Here is a 17,685-nt window from a genome sequence, read left to right on the forward strand (position 1 = left end):
AACATGGCTGACTTCAAAAGATCTTCTTTTAAGTCAGCTTCATTATTGTTGTCATAAAAGTCTATATTGGAAAAACACTAAGGAACAACCTGTATCGAAAAAATCCGATTTTAGGTGGTGAGAGTTAAATGTCACTTAGAAAAATACAAATTCTTATCATTTCTTTATTACTTCTGCTTGTAACCGGATGTTCTACTGGTCATTCGCAAGATTCAATGAGCGCTACTGACCATCAAAATCGTCAACTCTATTCAAGTGAAAAGAACGCAGATAATATAGTGAAAAGCAGAAATGAAGAATCAGAAAATACAACCAAAGCAAATGAAACTTCTGAGACTAATCAGGAAAAAGAAAAAGAGAAAACAGAGAGTCAATCTGAGCAACAAGAAAATACAGTGAAAAATACGACACCGCCTAATGAACAAAAAAAGGAAGAAACAAAAGAAAGTACGAAGAATACAGATACAAATACAAAAAAGACAACTACACAAAAAAAACAGGATACAACAAAGGAAAAAACGACAACCACTCCTGAAGAAAAAGAGTTTGTCAGTATAACGATTAATGGAAAAGAAACGATTCTTTCAAAAACAAGGGTAGCATATCAATCAGGTGATACGGTATTAAAAATCCTTCAAAGAGTGACAAAGGAAAAAGGTATACCACTAAGTGTCAGAGGAAATGGAGGAACTGCCTATGTTGAAGGAATAAATAACCTATTTGAATTTGATTACGGTCCTGAAAGTGGATGGATATACAAAGTGAATAGCGTGTCACAAAACATAGGTGCCGGGGCAAGTGAAATTAAAAGTGGAGACGAAATCAATTGGATTTATATTGAGAAATATGGAGAAAACTAGTCTGAGATTTCATTTTTACCATCCAATCGTTCATTTAATATACTTTTTAGGATTAATGGTATTAGCTACGTTAATTTCTCATCCTGGTTATTTAACCATTTTTCTGTTACTACTCATCATTTTACAGTTCACTTATAATGGTGGGCGCCAGCTTAAAAACTGGTCTGTTTACATTGTGTTATTGCTACTTTTTATAATTATTATTAATCCACTCATGAATCGACGCGGAAGTCATATTTTATTTTATCTTGGTGAAAACCCTATTATGTTAGAAGGTCTTGTATATGGCATTAGGATGGCATTATCATTAGTTTGCATTTTGTTTATTTTCTTTGTATTTAATGTCATATTAACGGATATTAAGTTGTTTTATTTATTTGGTAAAATTGCCCCTAAGTCTGCACTGTTATCAATACTTACTATGCGTTTTGTTCCTCTTCTTAAGAGAAGGTTGAATGAAATTATAATGGTTCAGCGTAGGAGAGCAATTACTACAGATCATGGTAAATTAAAACAAAAATTACGTTCTGGAATGATCATTATTCAGGTTTTATTAACATGGTCATTAGAAGATGCGATACAAACAGCAGATTCAATGAAGGCTAGAGGTTATGATAGTAAAGCTAGATCTATGTATCAACGTTACTATTTCACATCAAGTGATTTAATCACGATAGGTTCATTGCTGTTTCTTATATTGATCATTCTTTTTGGTTTTTTAAATTTTGGAAGCGGAAATTTAACCATTTATCCAGAATTACAATTAAAAGCGATATCGGGCTCAGAAGTGTATTTTCTACTCCCATTTTGTTTATATATTAGTTTACCGTTATTGATCGAATTAAAGGAGTGGATAAGGTGGAAATTTTTCGCTTAGAACAGATAGAATTCTCTTATCCTGAGCAAAAAGATCAAATCTTAAATGGAATAAATCTATCAATTCAGCAGGGTGAATTTGTTGTTTTATGTGGAAAAACAGGTTGTGGGAAAAGTACATTGTTGAAGCATTTAAAACCAGAACTAACCCCTATTGGCACAAGAAGAGGAAACATCTATTATTTCAATCAATCACTCGAACATACTAATGCGAGCAGGCTTATTTCTGAGGTTGGGATGGTGTTCCAAGATCCTGAGAATCAAATTGTAATGGATGAAGTCTATCAGGAATTAATTTTTGGTATGGAGAACATGGGAATTGAAAACGACGTTATGAGAAAGCGTTTGGCGGAACTCGTACAATTCTTTGATTTAGATTCTTTATTGTATAAAAAAACATATGAAATATCGGGTGGGCAAAAACAGATGATCAATTTGGCATCAATTCTTCTTTTGCAGCCAAAGGTACTTCTGTTGGATGAACCAACATCCCAATTAGACCCAATCTCTTCAAAAGAATTTATTCAACTTCTTTATCGAATCAACCAGGAGTTTGGCATAACAATTATTATGGTTGAACATCGTATAGAGGAAGTTCTTCCATTAGCCGATCGCCTTATTTTATTAGAGCAGGGAAAAATCATATACGATGGTCAACCTAAGGATGTCATTTATGATTCTTTGAGTAGTTCAAATAATTTTTTTAAACCATTTATTCCTTCAATTTCAAAGCTGTTTTTAGAGGTAGAGGAAAATGTGGAATCAAGTGCTATACCACTGACAGTAAAGGAAGGGAAAAAGTGGATAAGTGAACTTACTATCAATTATGCGAAAGAATTGACAGACCAAAAAATTATCAATAATAAGGAAGTCCTTATAAATTGTAAACATGTATATTTTCGGTATAGTCGTGATAGTGCATATATTCTAAAAAACTTAAATTTAGCAATAAATAAGGGCGACTTTTTTTCAATAGTAGGTAAAAACGGGTCAGGAAAGTCAACACTATTAAAAGTTTGCGGTCTCTTACTAAAGCCTGAAAGAGGGAAGCTGTTTTATAAAGGAATGTCTAGCCGAGCAACAAAAGAAAACATCTTACAAAAGGAAGTAGCATACCTTCCGCAAAATCCTAAATCCTTCTTTACACAAGATACTTTAAAAGAAGAGTTATCATTTCAGGCTGAGCAATTGGATATAGAAAATAGAAACACCACTATCTCGGTGATTGTTAATCAATTTAACCTTCAGAAAATATTAGATAGACATCCGTATGATTGTAGTGGGGGAGAACAACAAAAGGCTGCCTTAGCATGTTTATTATTAAGTGATCCGGAAATTCTCTTTATCGATGAACCTACTAAAGGATTAGATCCAACAGCAAAAGAACAACTGGGCCAGTTACTACAAGATTTACATAAAGAGGGCAAAACCATTGTCATGTCCACTCATGATATCGAGTTTGCAGCAAGGTACTCTACAAGAAGTGGGATGATTTTCGATGGTGATCTAACAGCTATTGGTTCGTCTGCTGGCTTTTTCAAAGGAAATTACTTTTATACGACATCAATCAATCGGATAACAAGAGATCATCCTGGACTTGAGGCGGTCACAATTGAGGAGGTTAGGGAGAAATGGGAAATGCCAAGGTAGGTATTATTTTTCTAATTGCCTTTCCACCTCTTTTATTACTTTTGTCCTTTATTCTACAAAATGAATTTTTTCTTATATTTGGAATGGGCATATTAATTACCTCATTATTTGTATTTTTTCGGTCGTTTGAGAAAAGACCGATTGATGCAAGAGAAATTGTGTTATTGGCTACTATTTCTGCAATTGCAGCAGTAAGTAGAATCCCTTTCTCAATGCTACCGAGTGTGCAACCAACGACATTCATAATTATAGTAAGCGGAATTGTATTTGGTGCAGAAAGTGGTTTTTTGATTGGGGCGGTTGCCGCTCTTGTATCGAACATCTTTTTAGGACAAGGCCCATGGACACCTTGGCAGATGTATAGCTGGGGAATGATAGGGCTAATTGCAGGACTATTACGTCATACAGTTTTCATGAAGTCAAAAATAGGACTTGCTGTATATGGAATTGTTGTAGGTTTTGCATTTGGTTGGATTATGAATTTATATTTTTTAATTGGGTTTATCAAAGATGTTTCATGGAAAGAGTTTATTGCCTATTTTGCAACAAGCTTTTATTTTGATCTTGGGCATGCCATCTCAAATTTATTTTTTATTCTAATCTTTGGATCTGCTTGGATTAAAATAATGACGAGGTTTAAAGTGAAATATGGTCTTTTAACAAAATGATTAAATTCTTAGCTTGAACTTTCAAGCTTTTTTTTGTTTGTATTTACATTGATTCCTGTTTTATTGAGATGACCTCGAACTTCCATCCTATTGCCTCCTTTAGTTCACCACCTATTAATCTCTCTTATTTATTCTAAAAGCGTCTAGTTTACTTGATTAGCGGGGAGTTACTTTACTTAAATTAACAAATTATTATTCCCAATTCTGTTAGTAATCATGTATGATAGAGATGAAATTATTCGGGGGTAGTGTAACTTTTTTTGGGGGAAATACGACTAATTGGTTGAACAGGGAGGTTAAAAGGTATGGACGCCGTGTTTCAAAAACTATATGAAAAATATCATCACGATGTCTTTTCTTTTTTATTTTATATGGTCAAAAATCGCGAACAAGCTGAGGATCTTGTTCAAGAAGTATATATAAGAGTATTAAAATCCTATGACCGATTTGAAGGGAAAAGCAGTGAAAAAACGTGGCTGTTTTCAATTGCGAGACATGTAGCAATCGACTCATTTAGAAAACAAAAGGGCTGGAAGCAAAAAATCATGGAATCGTTTGATTGGAATAAACAGCAGGTTCAAGATTTTGCTCCATTACCTGAGGAAATCGCTGTTCAAAATGAACAAGTACAAATGATGTATAAATGTCTTGATAAATGCACGGTTGACCAGCGAATGGTGTTGGTATTGCGTTATATTCAATCATTATCGATAAATGAAACGGCAGCGGCCTTAGACTGGACAGAGAGTAAGGTAAAAACAACTCAACATCGTGCTCTAAAGGTGTTAAAGGGTTATATGGAAGAATTGGGAGTAAAGGAGGGAGCTTTTGATGAAAAGGTCAGAGTGGAGCGATGAACAACTAGAGCAACTTTTAACACAAATGCCACCAATGAAGGATAACCGCAATCCACAGGAAATTTACCAAAACATCTCCTTGCAAGTAAAAAAGAAAAGAAAAACAACTTGGGTTGTTCCAAGTATCGCAGCAGCGGCAGCCTTAATACTGTTTTTTGTCCTAAGTCCATCACTTTTCAATAATCTGAATTCAGGGCTTGAGTCCTCTGAATCTAGTAGTGATCAAGAACGAGTAGCAGAACTGTCAGTAGGTGATCAGGGAGACGAAGAGGCTGGTATTGCTTCGATTAAAGAAGAAGATAGTGCTAAAAATGTTGGTGAAGAAGAGATGACGATTATGCAAGAACCCAGTAAAACGCATCTTGTCAATGAGGAAGATCTTGTTAATCAAACATTACTTACATTTACCGTACCTGTTTTTGCAGGACAATTTTATACAACTGTGAGTGTCTTAACTGAAAATGATGGTCAAACATCAGTTCAAAAATACAATGAGACCTTACCGTTATTAAATAATCTTCTTCTTGAAAAACAAGCAATCTGGGGGATTGAGCCATTCGCTGTAGACTATTTGCGCTTTTCAGAAGAAACAGATTCTAATGGTATGAAAAATGTAATTGTTGACATACCGTCAGAAACAAATACTGCATCATTTTCGTCTGCTGAAGCGGGTGTATTTGATGCAACAATGACTAACTCATTTCGCTGGCTTACTGAAGACTATAATCATGTTGTTTATATGAAAGATGGTAAAATTGGGGCTGAAATTGGTCAAAGTGGATTTGTTACAGATTCTTTGGAGATTGAAAAAAATCGTAAGTTGGGATATTTTTATCTAAAAAATGAAGGTTCAGAACAGTCGTTTCTCATCTATTCAATGAGCCCATATAAGACGATCGAAGAAGCTTTTACAGCTATGAGAAATCCAGAAGGTTTGGGTGATTTTTCTCTTGAACCATCTATACCAACTGAAGCAATGTTTTATCTTAAAGAAGATGAACAAGGAGAAAATCTTACAGTCACATTTGAAAGTCCAATTGAAGATAATGAGCATTATCAAATAGCATTTGAAGCCATTCTTCTTACCGCTAAAGAGTTTGGGTTTAAAACAGTAACCTTTGAAGGGAATATGGATCGTGTAGGAAATGTCATCTTAGGAGAACGTACTACTGTTCCAGTTGCCCCAAATCCGATTGTACTAAATTAATTAAATTATTGTTGAAGCTGTCCAGTCATGGACAGCTTTTTAGCTTTATTATAGTTGCACTACATACTTTGGTTTGTATATCCTACCACTCCACCTATATTTTCGTGTAAGAAGTCTGGTAGCGAAATGTACCCTTGTATGATAAAGGAGCAAATGGCTTAGAGTACAAATTATCGGGTTTTCACTAAACAAAAAGGACCGAGTTTTGGCCGGTTTTTCTTATGATTGAATATCCTACTTAAAATCTTAAAATCGATTTTATAAATTTTTCTTACATATTTTAAGAAATGATGTCAAATAATGAAAGGGTGTTTGTTTTGACAGCCTGTTAAAAACAAAGGGGTGTATTAACAAGCGATAGCATGGTTCTAAAATGAGACAGGCATACATATGATACTTAGCAACATGAATTATTTTAGGAGGATTATAATGTTAATGCAAAATACATACTACCGTGTGGCATTGATAGCCATGTTGGTATTCATTTTAGGTGGATTATTTCTAGCTGGAAATTCGACGAGCGCGAATACATCCTTTAAAGAAGGAACAGATCATTGGGTATGGCCAGTTGTTGGTGAAATAACAGATACATTTGGAACGAGACACGGTAGACATATGGGATTAGATATAGCTGCACCTTATGGTACAGAAGCAATTACAGTAGACGAGGGAATCGTCAATAAGTCATATTATTCAAATACATATGGTCACGTAGTATTTATAGGTCATCCTAATGGATTAGAGACAGTATATGCACATTTAAGTAAACGGAATGTGGATGAAGGTGACAAAGTTAAGATTGGCCAAAAGATCGGAGAAGTTGGTAGTACAGGTGTATCGACGGGTGATCATTTACACTTTGAAGTACATATAGGTGAGTGGAATTATGAAAAGGATAATGCAATTGATCCATTAACTGTATTAAATGAAAAGAAATTTCTAGCAGCGATTGATGATGAAGAAAACGAGGAGCAGCGTAAAGAAATGAAGTTAGCAGCGATTGAACATATTGAAAGTGTACACTCATCAGCAATATTGATTAATGAAGAAAAAGGGTTAATAGATGATTCGATTGCAGTTTCGAATCATCATGAACAAATTGAAACGAAAGAAATAACAATTAAGCCAAACCAAACTCTATGGGATTTGGCAAATGAATATAATGTAACGGTTGAGTCTATTATGAAATCAAATCAATTATCTTCGACTTTATTAGTAGTCGGGCAAAAACTAGTGATAGAGCCAAAGCATAAAAATAAGTATATTGTTGAGGCTGGAGATTCACTATTGAAAATTTCTAAGGAATTTGGAATTTCTGTTAGTGAACTTCGTGAATTAAATAATCTGACTGGTGATTTAATCTTCCCAATGCAAGAATTAGTTGTTAAGAAAGAATAAACAGAAGCTAAACTGCATTGACCAACCTGAAAACTGTAGAATCCGACCAGGAAGTTTACATCCGGTTGAAGCGGGCTGGAGCTTTCTATGAGCTAGATGCTCCAGCTAAACAATCAGCTTGTATAAAAGAACTTTTGTAAAATTTGAAAAAATCCCTCTTGCAATCATTGTATTTAAAGGTAAGAATAGGTATAATGATAAAAAAATTAGGGGGAAAAGGTTTGCTTACAGATTATCATAACCATTTAGAGCGAGGAACACTTACACTACCATATTTGAAACAGTTTACAGACGAGGCCGCCCAAAAAAAAATAGAGCATTTTGGGATTTCTGAGCATGCCTATCATTTCTATCAAACAAAGAATATTCTAAGTAACCCATGGGTTGATGAACGACGTTTTTATGACATGAAAGATTATGTTGCTTTGTTCCAACAAGCATGGAATCAGCAAATTGACGTGAAAATGTCAATAGAAATGGATTATACTCCTGGAAAGCACCAAGAAATGAAAGAGTTTATCAAGGCATATGATTTTGACTATGTAATTGGTTCTATTCACTGGGTAGATGATTTTGGTATTGATTTAGCTGAATATAGAAAAGAGTGGGACCGAAGAGATCTATTTAACACATATGAAAAATACTTTGATCAAGTTGTTACTCTAGCAGAATCTAATTTATTTGATATTGTAGGTCATCTTGACTTAGTTAAAATTTTTAAATATATACCAAATGATGTGGAATTTCTATTACATCAGTATGATCGTGCTACAACAGCATTAGCTAACTCGAAAACCTGTGTTGAAATCAGCACGGCAGGACTTCGTAAACCTATTGGAGAATTATATCCTGACCCTAGATTACTTCAAATGTGTTTTGATAAAAAAATCCCTATTGTTTTATCTTCGGATGCACATGTCCCTGGTGATGTAGGCGCGGACTACGACCAAGCAATTGATTTAGCTAAGTCAATTGGATATGACAGTCTAGTAACTTTTGAAAAGGGTGAGAGAAAAGAAGTGCCAATTGGATAAATTGCGATGATGCAATGGGAGTCATAGATTCACCTATGTTTGTAATCAAATAGTATAGAAACGGAGTCGGATTTTATTTTTAATAAAACTTGACTCCTATTTGTAGTTATAAAGAAAAATTCTGAATTAGTAGTGCTATTCACTTATAATCGACCGCTTATTCCCACGTGTATTTCAATTTAGGTCTTCAGGGAAGAGAATTATCTAATCTTAACATAAAAAAGGGCTGACCTTTTTAATAAAGATCAACCCTTCAAATTAGTTCTATTCAAATTTAAGTGCGTCACCATCAAATGGCTCATCAGCAATTTTAATAGAATCAGTTGGACAGCCTTCAAAAGCATCCATCATATCTTCTTCTAATACATCAGGAATCTCAACAATTCCTTGGTTATCATCTAATGTTACGAACGCAATACCTTCATCATCGTAATCATAAATGTCTGGTGCTGCTGCTCCACATGCTCCACATGCGATGCAAGTTTCTTTGTCAACAATTGTGTACTTTGCCATGAGTAAAAAACCTCCCAATTTCTTTATCGCGAAAACATACTAATTATAATACATCTTACCACAATGGTAGAAGATGCTAACGTATTCTTCATACCTATTGTAAAACTGTTTCTTAAACATTTCAATAGAAAAGTCTACTGAGAATGCTTATCAGATAAGGGTTTACCCTGTTATTGTTTTCCCCTTAATTCATATTATTAAACACTTTTGCAGTTATTCCTAACCTATTCAATTTGGTTTAGTTTTTAAAGAATTAATTTTAGAAGTTATAGCTGGAAACAAAAAAGTGAAATCATTACAAGAAAACATGGGTAAACAGTATTCAGATAGAGAAGCATTTGTTAAAATAAATATATCGTATTTCGACAAATTTCTGCTATTAGGTGGTTTTTGATACATGAACATTTCATATCGTTCACTTATTTTATTATATTGCATTCACCAAATAAAATGTGAAAGGTCAATTTATGGGGTGTTTCATATTCTTACTGGGAAGAAGTCATCTCAAACAATTGTTGATGGCGAGTTCTTCCAGCTATCACCGTTATTTAGTGTGCTAAAAAAACTTAAAAGAATTGAATTTATCAAACATATTGATGAATTATCAAAAAAAAACTTAATTGAAGCAGTCGATGAAAATATATACAAGCTCACGACAAATGGACAACAAACTTTAGAGCAACATAGTTCTTTAATTGTTCCTGCGTATATAAATGGTTGGAAGTACTACGATGCAGGTATACAATTTTGGCAGAGGCTCTCACTAATCATTCAGGTTCTATCGAACTTAATACGTGATAAACGGAATTATATTACAATACAACAAGATCAACATATACTAACCTGGGCAAAGCAATACCTGTTGACTAGAAAAGAATCTAAACAAGAATTAGCTAGTGCCATCTACAAGGAATGTGAGGAGTGTCTCTCTGTATTATCTGAGGACGATGCAATGATTTTCGTACTAAGGCTTTCTAGCTCAGGAAGAATTGGTTACACTAATCAACAAATTGGTTCGATGCTTTCTTTAGATGAAGAGCAAGTTGAAATATACTTTATGAACGTTATCCACTTTATGTTAATGAGGATTGAACATGATCCATTAACATTTCCGAATCTTGCAGAGATAAAATCAACAATACCTAATCGTAAATACTCTTTAACTGAATCAACAGCTAAGACACTTGACCTTTTAAATCAAGGGAATTCTCTTGAAAATATAGCCTTTCTAAGGCGCCTAAAGTTGAACACTGTTGAGGATCATATCGTGGAAATAGCTCACCATGTAGAGGCATTTAAGATTGAACCATATGTTTCTAAAGAAAAACAAGAAGAAATAATAAAAACGCAAAAGGCTCTTGATACGCTAAAATTAAAACGGATCAGAGAAGCGCTCCATTTTGATGTTTCATATTTTGAAATTAGGTTAGTTCTTGCAAAAAGTGGGGTAAACGAATGAAACTAGAAGAAGTACTTTATCAGAGGTTTAAATATAAAACCTTTCGAGAGGGGCAGAAGTTAATTATTGAAGATGTACTAAAAGGGAATGATGTAGTTGCTATGCTACCGACAGGTGGTGGAAAATCAATTTGTTATCAGTTACCTGCTTATGCTTTGGATAAAGGGACTGTCTTAATTGTTTCACCTCTTTTATCTCTTATGGAGGATCAGGTATACCAATTAAGACAAAAGGGAGAAAAAAGAGTTGTCGCAATTAATAGCTTTCTATCACCACAGGAAAAGAAATATGTTTTTTCGCAACTGAAAAATTATAAATTTATTTATGCATCTCCTGAAATTCTTCAATCCAAGTGGGTTGTAGACCAACTGATGGTACTTGATATATCGTATATTGTCATTGATGAAGCTCATTGTATCTCACAATGGGGACATGACTTCCGTCCGGACTATTCCCGGCTTGGTGAAATAAGAGAGTCGCTTAAGAACCCACCCTGTATAGCACTTACAGCAACGGCAACAAATGAAGTTATTGAAGATATTGTACAATGCTTGAAACTTAATGATGTGAAAAGGCATCTCTACTCCGTTGATCGTAAAAACATTTCCTTTATTGTGGAGAAGGTGGATCATTATCAAGAAAAGCTAGAAAAGTTAAAAAGTTTAGTTCAATCACTTGAAGGTCCTGGGATTATTTACTTTTCTAGCAGAAATTCTGCCGAAAGTGTCACGAGGTATTTGATGGATGCTGGAATAGAGAATGTAGCTTATTACCATGGTGGGATAGAACATGAACAAAGAATGCTTATCCAACAACAATTTATTCATAATCAATTAGAGGTCATTTGTAGTACAAACGCATTTGGCATGGGTGTTGATAAGTCAAACATCCGTTTTGTTATTCATTTTCACTTTCCTACACAGTTAGAAAGTTATCTTCAGGAAATTGGAAGAGCGGGAAGAGATGGAGAACAAAGTGTCGCGGTTTTATTATTTAGTAATCATGATTATGAGTTACCCGAATTATTAATTACGAATGATTTGCCTACACTTGAACAGATACAGATGGTCATGGAGTATATGAGTAGAATGATTGAAAAAGATGGTAAACTATCCATTACAAGAGACGTAGAAACCAGACTATGCCAAGAAAATATCATAGCAGAAACTGTGTGGCGTTTTATAAGATACCATTTAGAGAAAGCATCGATTATCCAACATCAAGTAATCCATGCTACTTTTGATATTAATTCAATTTCAAGATACATTCATCAAAAGGCACGAGAACGAATTCAATACAAACAATCAAAGCTTTATTTTATGGAAAAGTGGATTAAAACTGATCAATGCCGAAGATTGGAGATATTGAACTATTTTGGAGAAGAACTTAGCAATAAACCAAAAGATTGCTGTGATAATTGCTCGAAAGATCTCTTATCAAATAATCTGTCAAAGTATAAAAAAAGAGTAAGGTGGAAGCCTCTTGATTGGAGACAGGAATTCCGAAGTATTCTTTTAAAGGATGAGTGAGAAGCATTAAATGAATCGACAAGCTGATATGATTAAAAATATGCCTAATCGGGAGATTATTTATCATTTATATTTAACACAATGTATTTTATTAATAATATCTATTGTTTTAGGTGTTATGTTGTTTGATGATTTTTCTTCATTTAAAAACCTGTGGAAAATTGATACCAAGATTATTGTGATTGGTGGGGCGGTAGCCCTTAGTGTGATTTTGATTGACTTTATTCTCTCAAAATGGTTACCTAAGGAAATGTTAGATGATGGTGGAATTAACCGTCTTTTATTTCAGAATTTAAACATTATCCATATATTCTTTGTTTGTTTTATAATCTCCTTTACGGAAGAATTACTATTTCGAGGTGTTCTTCAAACACATTTTGGATTAATTATTGCAAGCCTTATATTTGCTTTATTACATGTAAGGTATTTATATAAATGGGTATTACTACTTGCAGTTATTTCATTAAGCTTTTTATTAGGGTATGTTTATGAGTTAACACAAAACCTTTGGATAACAATCTTTGCTCATTTTCTAATTGATTTTGTCTTTGCGGTGAAAATCAGACTAGACTATTTAAAAGGCCTTAACTAGGAGGTAAATTATGAGTGATAAAAATGACAATTATAAAGAACTTACACAAGAAGAATTTGATCAGTTAGACGGGCAAGAAAACCACTTACCACCCAGAAGTGATCTTCATAACACAAAAAAGAAAAGAACAATCTTTAAAATAAAATATCCTATTGTTCGATTGTTAGGCCTTTTCTTTATTTTATTAATTTTAACTATATTTAGTTCAACCCTATATCTGAAAAATCAGTCCTCTAGTGATAAAGCCAATAGTGAAATACTTAATCCAAATGTAGAAAAAATAAATTATGCGCAAAAGACCAGTGATGACGAAAAGAAAGTAGAAAATGAAGTAATCACGAACGCTACATCTGAGTCTATGGAAGAAGAAAAAGAGGACACAGGTAATGAAGAAGAAAAGGATACAAATACAGTAAATGAAGAAGAACATAAAACTGACGATCCTTCCAAAGTAAAGAAGGAGACAGAATCTACAGATACAAATCAAGAAAGTGTTGTTTCGGAGCCTGAAGTTAATCGGGAAATTGAATATGAGGTTAAATATCATACTGTAAAAGAAAAAGAAAATTTGTACAGAATTTCACTACTATACTATAAATCTAGAGACGGTGAGTCACTCATTAAGAAATGGAACAATCTAAATGGCACCGAGGTGTATGTAGGCCAAGTACTAAAGATTCCTATCCAAATTGACGAGAAGAAGTAAAGAGATTAATCCCGAGAAGAAGATGTCTCGGGTTATTCTTTATTGCTTCTAATTGATGTACAGGCTCATATTATATTAAACAGCAAATTTACTAAAACATTCATAACATAAGAAACCCCAAGGATTTTTATATATCCCCAGGGTAAAATAATTAAAAGATCTTTTTCTTATCTCGTTCATCTTTTAGTATTTCAACAGCTTCTCTGAAACGTTGGGAGTGTACGATTTCACGCTCTCTCAAAAATCTTAAACTATCATTCAGGTCAGGATCATCACTCATATTGATAATCCATTGATAAGTAGCCCTTGCTTTTTCTTCCGCGGCAATATCCTCATATAAATCAGCGATTGGATCACCTTTTGCTTGAATAAAGCTTGCTTGCCATGGAACACCGGCAGCGTTATGGTAAAATAATGCACTGTCATGATTAACGTAGTGAGCATCAATTCCAGCAATCTTTAATTGCTCAGGGGTAGCATCCTTTGTAAGTTTATAAATCATTGTTGCAATCATTTCTAAATGTGCAAATTCCTCGGTTCCAATATCATTAAGTAATCCAATAATCTTATCTGGAATGGTATATCGTTGATTTAAGTATCTTAAGGCAGCAGATAATTCTCCATCGGCTCCACCATATTGTTCGATTAGGTATTTTGCTAGAAGGGGGTTACACGTACTAACCTTAACGGGATACTGTAGCTTTTTTTCATAAACCCACATTCAATAACTCCTCCTTTAAACAAGGTTTTGGTGCAAAATCAAAAATATTATTAAACCTGCCAAGGCCATGGACTATCATCCCAATTCCATTGATAGCTGGAATAGCTGTGTCCATATTGGAGTAATGGATGAAAGTTTGCTTCAAACTGCTTAGCGATTTTCTTACGAAGAAGGGCCATATCATTAAATTGTTTAATGGCATCATAATCCTCAGGATGAGTATCTAAATAAAGTGTTAATTCTACTAAAACAAAGTCTACTGCTTGTAATTCTTCAAGCAACGCATAATACTCAGGTGGCATTTTCTTCATTCTGATACCTCCCTTTTTCCTTTCTCATATGGATTATAATAGGGGTCGTAAAACGGTTTCCAAAGAGTTCCAGCATATAAAGCTTCCTTCGGGCTGAATTGCGGAAGGTTCGGTGGTTGAAAACCAATCACAATGTTTGGTGGTATAACATATGTCTTTTTAGGGATTGGTCGGCACGGATCAAATGGACTAGAGTAAGGTACGTAACTCTTCCTAAAAGGGTGCTGCATAACATTACCTCCAATTCAAAATGTTCAAAAGGTGTCAATTCATGCTTATGGAAAAACATAATTGTTTATGACATGTAGTTGAGAAAAAATGGTAAATGAAGTCTTCGAATAAATTAATTGTATGGCTGGAACTTTTCTCACATAGTAGTCTTATAGGGGGGAGTGTCGTGAATAAAAAAATATTTCAATTAATAATTGCATTTGGATCTGGCTATTTAATGATTTCTTCTATTCAGATATCTGTTCCATTTGAATTTAAAGAGTTTATTGTTCAACTTGTTTTAAGTCCATCCTCTTTCTTTTTATTTATGATATATTTTTTGATTAGCTTTTTTTTACATGCTATTTTAATAAAAGATGTAATTGAAAAAACGAATCTGTTAAAATACGGAAGAAAAGTAAACACAATCTCATTATTATTATGTTATAGTGTCTTTATTAGTATAGTAATCCTATGTTTAATAAGTTTTTGGCAAACAATGATTTTGGTTATTTTTTCAGTAATATATGGAGCACTTTCAACAGATTTGAAAAAGCAACCAATGAGTGTCGAGTAGGAGGAAAAATTTTGTTTGGAATATTGGTATTAATCTTGATTGCTTTATCGGTATTTATATTTATGATTTTTGAGGCTAAGCAGAATAATGTAGTTAAAACAACCCTTGAATTCGATACATTTCCTAAAAGTTTTGGAGATATAAAGCTTTTTTTTATATCTGATATTCATAAAAGAACAATTTCACAGAAAATTATTGAACAAGTGAAAGGGAAAGCGGACTTAGTAGTTATTGGTGGAGACTTGTGTGAAAAAGGTGTACCTTTTTCAACTATCAAGTATAATATAAGTCAGTTAAAATCAGTTGCACCAACCTACTATGTATGGGGCAATAATGATTATGAAGTTGATTATCATGAGTTAGATTCTTTATTGATCTCAGAGGGAGTAATCATTTTAGATAATACTGCGGCTATATTTGAGTCTGAAAGTGGAGATAGTTTTTCAATTCTAGGAATTGACGATCTCAAATCAGGAAGACACCGTTTGGATTTTGCTTTAATGGATGCGGGAACGAATCCATCATTTAAAATACTTACTGCACATGATCCCGAAATAATGAAGGAAGTAACTCCTGAACAAAAAATTGATCTTGTTCTTTCTGGACATACGCATGGGGGACAAATTAGAGTTTTTGGTGTCGGTTTATTTAAAAGAGGTGGTATTGAAACCATCGGTCAAACAAAATTGTTGATTAGCAATGGGTATGGAACTACTCAGCTTCCTCTTAGATTAGGAGCTCCACCAGAAACACACCTAATAACAATACAATCAAAAAGTGGAAAATAAACCAAGGTGTCTATATTTTACACATCTTGGTTTGTTCGTTATAATAACGATAAAGCAAGCTATGGGCTTCATTTTAACTTGGAGGCTTCCTAAATGTTATCTCAAGAAGGTAAATATAATATAAAAGCAATATCAAAAATGTTAGGAATTCAAGCAGGTACTTTACGTGCTTGGGAAAGAAGATATAAAATGATTGCCCCAACACGCAATGAATCAGGGCACAGACTTTATAGTGATGAACACGTTAGAGTATTAAAATGGTTGATTGATAAAGTAAATAAAGGATTTACAATTAGTCAAGCAGTTTCTATTTTAGAAAGCACAAAATTATCAACAGGGTATTCCGAGAACGAGAAGGTGGAGGAATATTCACTCCAGCTTCAGAACGAATTATTAGAGGCCTTAATTAGCTTTGATGAGCACCATGCACATGAGCTAATGAATAAGGCATTTAGTATGTATACAATAGATAAGGTAGTTATTGATATACTAGGTTCATTACTCGTACAGATTGGACATCTGTGGGAAGATAAAAAGATTACAAGTGCGCATGAACGTTTTGCATCATCATTCCTTAGGTCAAGAATTGGTATGATCCTCCATAATCTACCTGTAAATGGAATGCTTCCAAAAGTGGTATCAGTTTGCGGGCCAGGTGAGTGGCATGAATTGGGACTTCTAATATTTACATTATACCTACGACGAAAAGGCTTCGAGGTTATTTATATTGGGACAGGCATTGCTGATGGTGACCTAGAAATTGTACTTGATGAAATCAAGCCGAAATTCCTCTTCATTTCTTGTACAATGCCAGGTAATGTTGATAAAACTCTTGAACTTGTAGATAGCTTAATTAAATCTTTTCCCTCTCTTCATATTGGATTAGGTGGGGCAGCCTTAACAAATGCAGAACATCGTTTAATAAGTACCTATCAATCGTTGATTGTTGGCGAAAAACAGTCACATTGGGATGAATGGCTTATACAAAAATTAAAGTGAAATAAAAGGTTAACCTTATATAGTGGTTTTTGAAAAAATCACTGGAATTTTAGAACCATCTTAAATTCATTTCATAAACTGTGAATAGGAAGTTGGCGTGACGGTAGGGAGGGGAATTTATGCGTCTCGAACGCTTAAATTATAATAAAATTAAAATATTTTTAACTTTCGATGACTTGATGGAGCGTGGTCTGACAAAAGAGGATCTATGGCACGACTCTTTAAAGGTACACCAATTATTTCGAGATATGATCGAAGAAGCAAGTGAGGAACTTGGCTTTGAAGCACATGGCGCCATTGCAGTTGAGGTATATTCCCTACAGGCACAAGGAATGGTTGTCATTGTTACGAAGGATGTTGAGAGTCAAGAATTAGATGATGACTTCTCTGATGATTATATAGAAATGCAAGTAACCCTTGACGAAAGTGATGATATTCTCTATGAGTTTGAAACCTTTGAAGATGTGATTCAGCTATCTTCAAGATTAGTGCCATTAAAAATTCATGGTGGAAAACTATATTCTTATAATGAGAAGTTTTATTTATTATTTGAAGAAGAGATTTTTATAGATTCAGAAAACGTTATTGCTATTTTAGCTGAATTTGGAAGTTCAGCGACTCTTACAAAGTATAAAGTTCATGAATATGGTAAGATTATTTTTATAGAGGATTGTTTAATAAATGTTTTTGACCATTTTCTAAAAAAGTAAGAGGTTAAAGGTGACGACTC

20 protein-coding genes are annotated in these 17,685 nt (G+C 33.9%); 16 read left to right on the forward strand and 4 right to left on the reverse strand.

Features of this window, described 5'->3' with window-relative positions; all coding sequences use genetic code 11:
* Positions 1 to 128 precede the first annotated feature (128 nt).
* The 8 genes from BK579_RS12670 to BK579_RS12705 all read left to right on the forward strand — a co-directional run bounded on the left by BK579_RS12670 (position 129) and on the right by BK579_RS12705 (position 8,550).
* Positions 129 to 860 carry a DUF4430 domain-containing protein gene (locus BK579_RS12670; protein ID WP_078545990.1) on the forward strand — a complete coding sequence of 244 codons (732 nt, stop codon included), beginning with the start codon at positions 129 to 131 and terminating at the stop codon, positions 858 to 860.
* Positions 799 to 1,737 (forward strand): energy-coupling factor transporter transmembrane component T, encoded by a 939-nt coding sequence (locus BK579_RS12675; RefSeq protein WP_139365097.1) that lies wholly within the window; start codon positions 799 to 801, stop codon positions 1,735 to 1,737. The genes BK579_RS12670 and BK579_RS12675 overlap by 62 nt, the downstream gene beginning before the upstream one ends.
* Positions 1,719 to 3,386 carry an ABC transporter ATP-binding protein gene (locus BK579_RS12680; protein WP_078545993.1) on the forward strand — a complete coding sequence of 556 codons (1,668 nt, stop codon included), beginning with the start codon at positions 1,719 to 1,721 and terminating at the stop codon, positions 3,384 to 3,386. Before BK579_RS12675 ends, BK579_RS12680 begins: the two co-directional genes overlap by 19 nt.
* Positions 3,368 to 4,054 (forward strand): ECF transporter S component, encoded by a 687-nt coding sequence (locus BK579_RS12685; protein ID WP_078545995.1) that lies wholly within the window; start codon positions 3,368 to 3,370, stop codon positions 4,052 to 4,054. Before BK579_RS12680 ends, BK579_RS12685 begins: the two co-directional genes overlap by 19 nt.
* Before the next feature lie 305 nt (positions 4,055 to 4,359).
* The gene (gene sigX, locus BK579_RS12690; RefSeq protein WP_078545997.1) at positions 4,360 to 4,911 is read left to right on the forward strand and encodes an RNA polymerase sigma factor SigX; all 552 of its coding nucleotides are present in this window, start codon (positions 4,360 to 4,362) and stop codon (positions 4,909 to 4,911) included.
* On the forward strand, positions 4,886 to 6,118 hold the full coding sequence (locus tag BK579_RS12695; RefSeq protein WP_078545999.1) for a hypothetical protein: 1,233 nt from the start codon (positions 4,886 to 4,888) through the stop codon (positions 6,116 to 6,118). The genes sigX and BK579_RS12695 overlap by 26 nt, the downstream gene beginning before the upstream one ends.
* A 429-nt stretch (positions 6,119 to 6,547) precedes the next feature.
* Entirely contained in the window at positions 6,548 to 7,516 is a 969-nt protein-coding gene (locus tag BK579_RS26940; protein WP_328589273.1) for a peptidoglycan DD-metalloendopeptidase family protein, read from the forward strand.
* A gap of 221 nt (positions 7,517 to 7,737) precedes the next feature.
* Positions 7,738 to 8,550 carry a histidinol-phosphatase gene (locus tag BK579_RS12705; protein WP_078546003.1) on the forward strand — a complete coding sequence of 271 codons (813 nt, stop codon included), beginning with the start codon at positions 7,738 to 7,740 and terminating at the stop codon, positions 8,548 to 8,550.
* Between the two features lie 264 nt (positions 8,551 to 8,814).
* On the opposite strand, the gene BK579_RS12710 is transcribed toward BK579_RS12705, so the two are convergent.
* A complete protein-coding gene (locus BK579_RS12710; RefSeq protein WP_078546005.1) occupies positions 8,815 to 9,063 on the reverse strand; it encodes a ferredoxin in 249 nt (82 codons plus the stop codon).
* Between the two features lie 397 nt (positions 9,064 to 9,460).
* On the opposite strand from BK579_RS12710, the gene BK579_RS12715 reads away from it, so the two are divergent.
* From BK579_RS12715 to BK579_RS12730, 4 genes are read left to right on the forward strand one after another with little or no spacing between them, the layout of a single operon-like run.
* Positions 9,461 to 10,522, forward strand: a complete 1,062-nt coding sequence (locus BK579_RS12715; RefSeq protein WP_078546007.1) for a YpbB family protein — start codon at positions 9,461 to 9,463, stop codon at positions 10,520 to 10,522.
* Entirely contained in the window at positions 10,519 to 12,051 is a 1,533-nt protein-coding gene (locus tag BK579_RS12720; RefSeq protein WP_078546009.1) for a RecQ family ATP-dependent DNA helicase, read from the forward strand. Before BK579_RS12715 ends, BK579_RS12720 begins: the two co-directional genes overlap by 4 nt.
* 10 nt (positions 12,052 to 12,061) lie before the next feature.
* Positions 12,062 to 12,643, forward strand: coding sequence for a CPBP family intramembrane glutamic endopeptidase (locus BK579_RS12725; protein ID WP_078546011.1), 582 nt, complete (start codon positions 12,062 to 12,064; stop codon positions 12,641 to 12,643).
* A gap of 10 nt (positions 12,644 to 12,653) precedes the next feature.
* Positions 12,654 to 13,349, forward strand: coding sequence for a LysM peptidoglycan-binding domain-containing protein (locus BK579_RS12730; RefSeq protein ID WP_078546013.1), 696 nt, complete (start codon positions 12,654 to 12,656; stop codon positions 13,347 to 13,349).
* 151 nt (positions 13,350 to 13,500) lie between these two features.
* On the opposite strand, the gene cotJC is transcribed toward BK579_RS12730, so the two are convergent.
* Genes cotJC through BK579_RS12745 form a run of 3 tightly spaced genes read right to left on the reverse strand, consistent with a single transcriptional unit; the run spans position 13,501 to position 14,611 of the window.
* A complete protein-coding gene (cotJC, locus tag BK579_RS12735) occupies positions 13,501 to 14,070 on the reverse strand; it encodes a spore coat protein CotJC (protein ID WP_078546015.1) in 570 nt (189 codons plus the stop codon).
* Between the two features lie 50 nt (positions 14,071 to 14,120).
* A complete protein-coding gene (locus BK579_RS12740) occupies positions 14,121 to 14,381 on the reverse strand; it encodes a spore coat protein CotJB (protein WP_078546017.1) in 261 nt (86 codons plus the stop codon).
* Positions 14,378 to 14,611: a spore coat associated protein CotJA gene (locus BK579_RS12745; protein ID WP_078546019.1), complete on the reverse strand. Its 234-nt coding sequence runs from the start codon at positions 14,609 to 14,611 to the stop codon at positions 14,378 to 14,380. The genes BK579_RS12740 and BK579_RS12745 overlap by 4 nt, the downstream gene beginning before the upstream one ends.
* A 167-nt stretch (positions 14,612 to 14,778) precedes the next feature.
* Between BK579_RS12745 and BK579_RS12750 the strand changes: the two genes are divergently transcribed.
* From BK579_RS12750 to BK579_RS12765, 4 genes are all read left to right on the forward strand, one after another.
* Positions 14,779 to 15,168, forward strand: a complete 390-nt coding sequence (locus tag BK579_RS12750; protein WP_078546021.1) for a hypothetical protein — start codon at positions 14,779 to 14,781, stop codon at positions 15,166 to 15,168.
* An 11-nt stretch (positions 15,169 to 15,179) separates the two neighbouring features.
* Positions 15,180 to 15,956 (forward strand): metallophosphoesterase, encoded by a 777-nt coding sequence (locus BK579_RS12755; RefSeq protein ID WP_235848418.1) that lies wholly within the window; start codon positions 15,180 to 15,182, stop codon positions 15,954 to 15,956.
* Positions 15,957 to 16,049: 93 nt separating this feature from the next.
* The gene (locus BK579_RS12760; RefSeq protein WP_078546025.1) at positions 16,050 to 16,955 is read left to right on the forward strand and encodes a MerR family transcriptional regulator; all 906 of its coding nucleotides are present in this window, start codon (positions 16,050 to 16,052) and stop codon (positions 16,953 to 16,955) included.
* 119 nt (positions 16,956 to 17,074) lie between these two features.
* Positions 17,075 to 17,665, forward strand: a complete 591-nt coding sequence (locus BK579_RS12765) for a genetic competence negative regulator (RefSeq protein WP_078546027.1) — start codon at positions 17,075 to 17,077, stop codon at positions 17,663 to 17,665.
* The last annotated feature ends 20 nt before the right edge of the window (positions 17,666 to 17,685 follow it).

This window comes from Litchfieldia alkalitelluris, assembly GCF_002019645.1.
Classification (GTDB): domain Bacteria; phylum Bacillota; class Bacilli; order Bacillales; family Bacillaceae_L; genus Litchfieldia; species Litchfieldia alkalitelluris.

Excerpts from the sequence above, each read along its gene's own strand:
- BK579_RS26940 (WP_328589273.1), top strand. The coding sequence starts at position 6,548 with ATGTTAATGCAAAATACATACTACCGTGTGGCATTGATAGCCATGTTG.
- BK579_RS12730 (WP_078546013.1), top strand. The coding sequence starts at position 12,654 with ATGAGTGATAAAAATGACAATTATAAAGAACTTACACAAGAAGAATTT.
- BK579_RS12720 (WP_078546009.1), top strand. The coding sequence starts at position 10,519 with ATGAAACTAGAAGAAGTACTTTATCAGAGGTTTAAATATAAAACCTTT.
- BK579_RS12760 (WP_078546025.1), top strand. The coding sequence starts at position 16,050 with ATGTTATCTCAAGAAGGTAAATATAATATAAAAGCAATATCAAAAATG.
- BK579_RS12695 (WP_078545999.1), top strand. The coding sequence starts at position 4,886 with ATGAAAAGGTCAGAGTGGAGCGATGAACAACTAGAGCAACTTTTAACA.
- BK579_RS12670 (WP_078545990.1), top strand. The coding sequence starts at position 129 with ATGTCACTTAGAAAAATACAAATTCTTATCATTTCTTTATTACTTCTG.
- BK579_RS12740 (WP_078546017.1), bottom strand. The coding sequence starts at position 14,381 with ATGAAGAAAATGCCACCTGAGTATTATGCGTTGCTTGAAGAATTACAA.
- BK579_RS12745 (WP_078546019.1), bottom strand. The coding sequence starts at position 14,611 with ATGCAGCACCCTTTTAGGAAGAGTTACGTACCTTACTCTAGTCCATTT.
- BK579_RS12765 (WP_078546027.1), top strand. The coding sequence starts at position 17,075 with ATGCGTCTCGAACGCTTAAATTATAATAAAATTAAAATATTTTTAACT.
- BK579_RS12685 (WP_078545995.1), top strand. The coding sequence starts at position 3,368 with ATGGGAAATGCCAAGGTAGGTATTATTTTTCTAATTGCCTTTCCACCT.
- BK579_RS12725 (WP_078546011.1), top strand. The coding sequence starts at position 12,062 with ATGAATCGACAAGCTGATATGATTAAAAATATGCCTAATCGGGAGATT.
- BK579_RS12715 (WP_078546007.1), top strand. The coding sequence starts at position 9,461 with ATGAACATTTCATATCGTTCACTTATTTTATTATATTGCATTCACCAA.
- sigX (WP_078545997.1), top strand. The coding sequence starts at position 4,360 with ATGGACGCCGTGTTTCAAAAACTATATGAAAAATATCATCACGATGTC.
- cotJC (WP_078546015.1), bottom strand. The coding sequence starts at position 14,070 with ATGTGGGTTTATGAAAAAAAGCTACAGTATCCCGTTAAGGTTAGTACG.
- BK579_RS12710 (WP_078546005.1), bottom strand. The coding sequence starts at position 9,063 with ATGGCAAAGTACACAATTGTTGACAAAGAAACTTGCATCGCATGTGGA.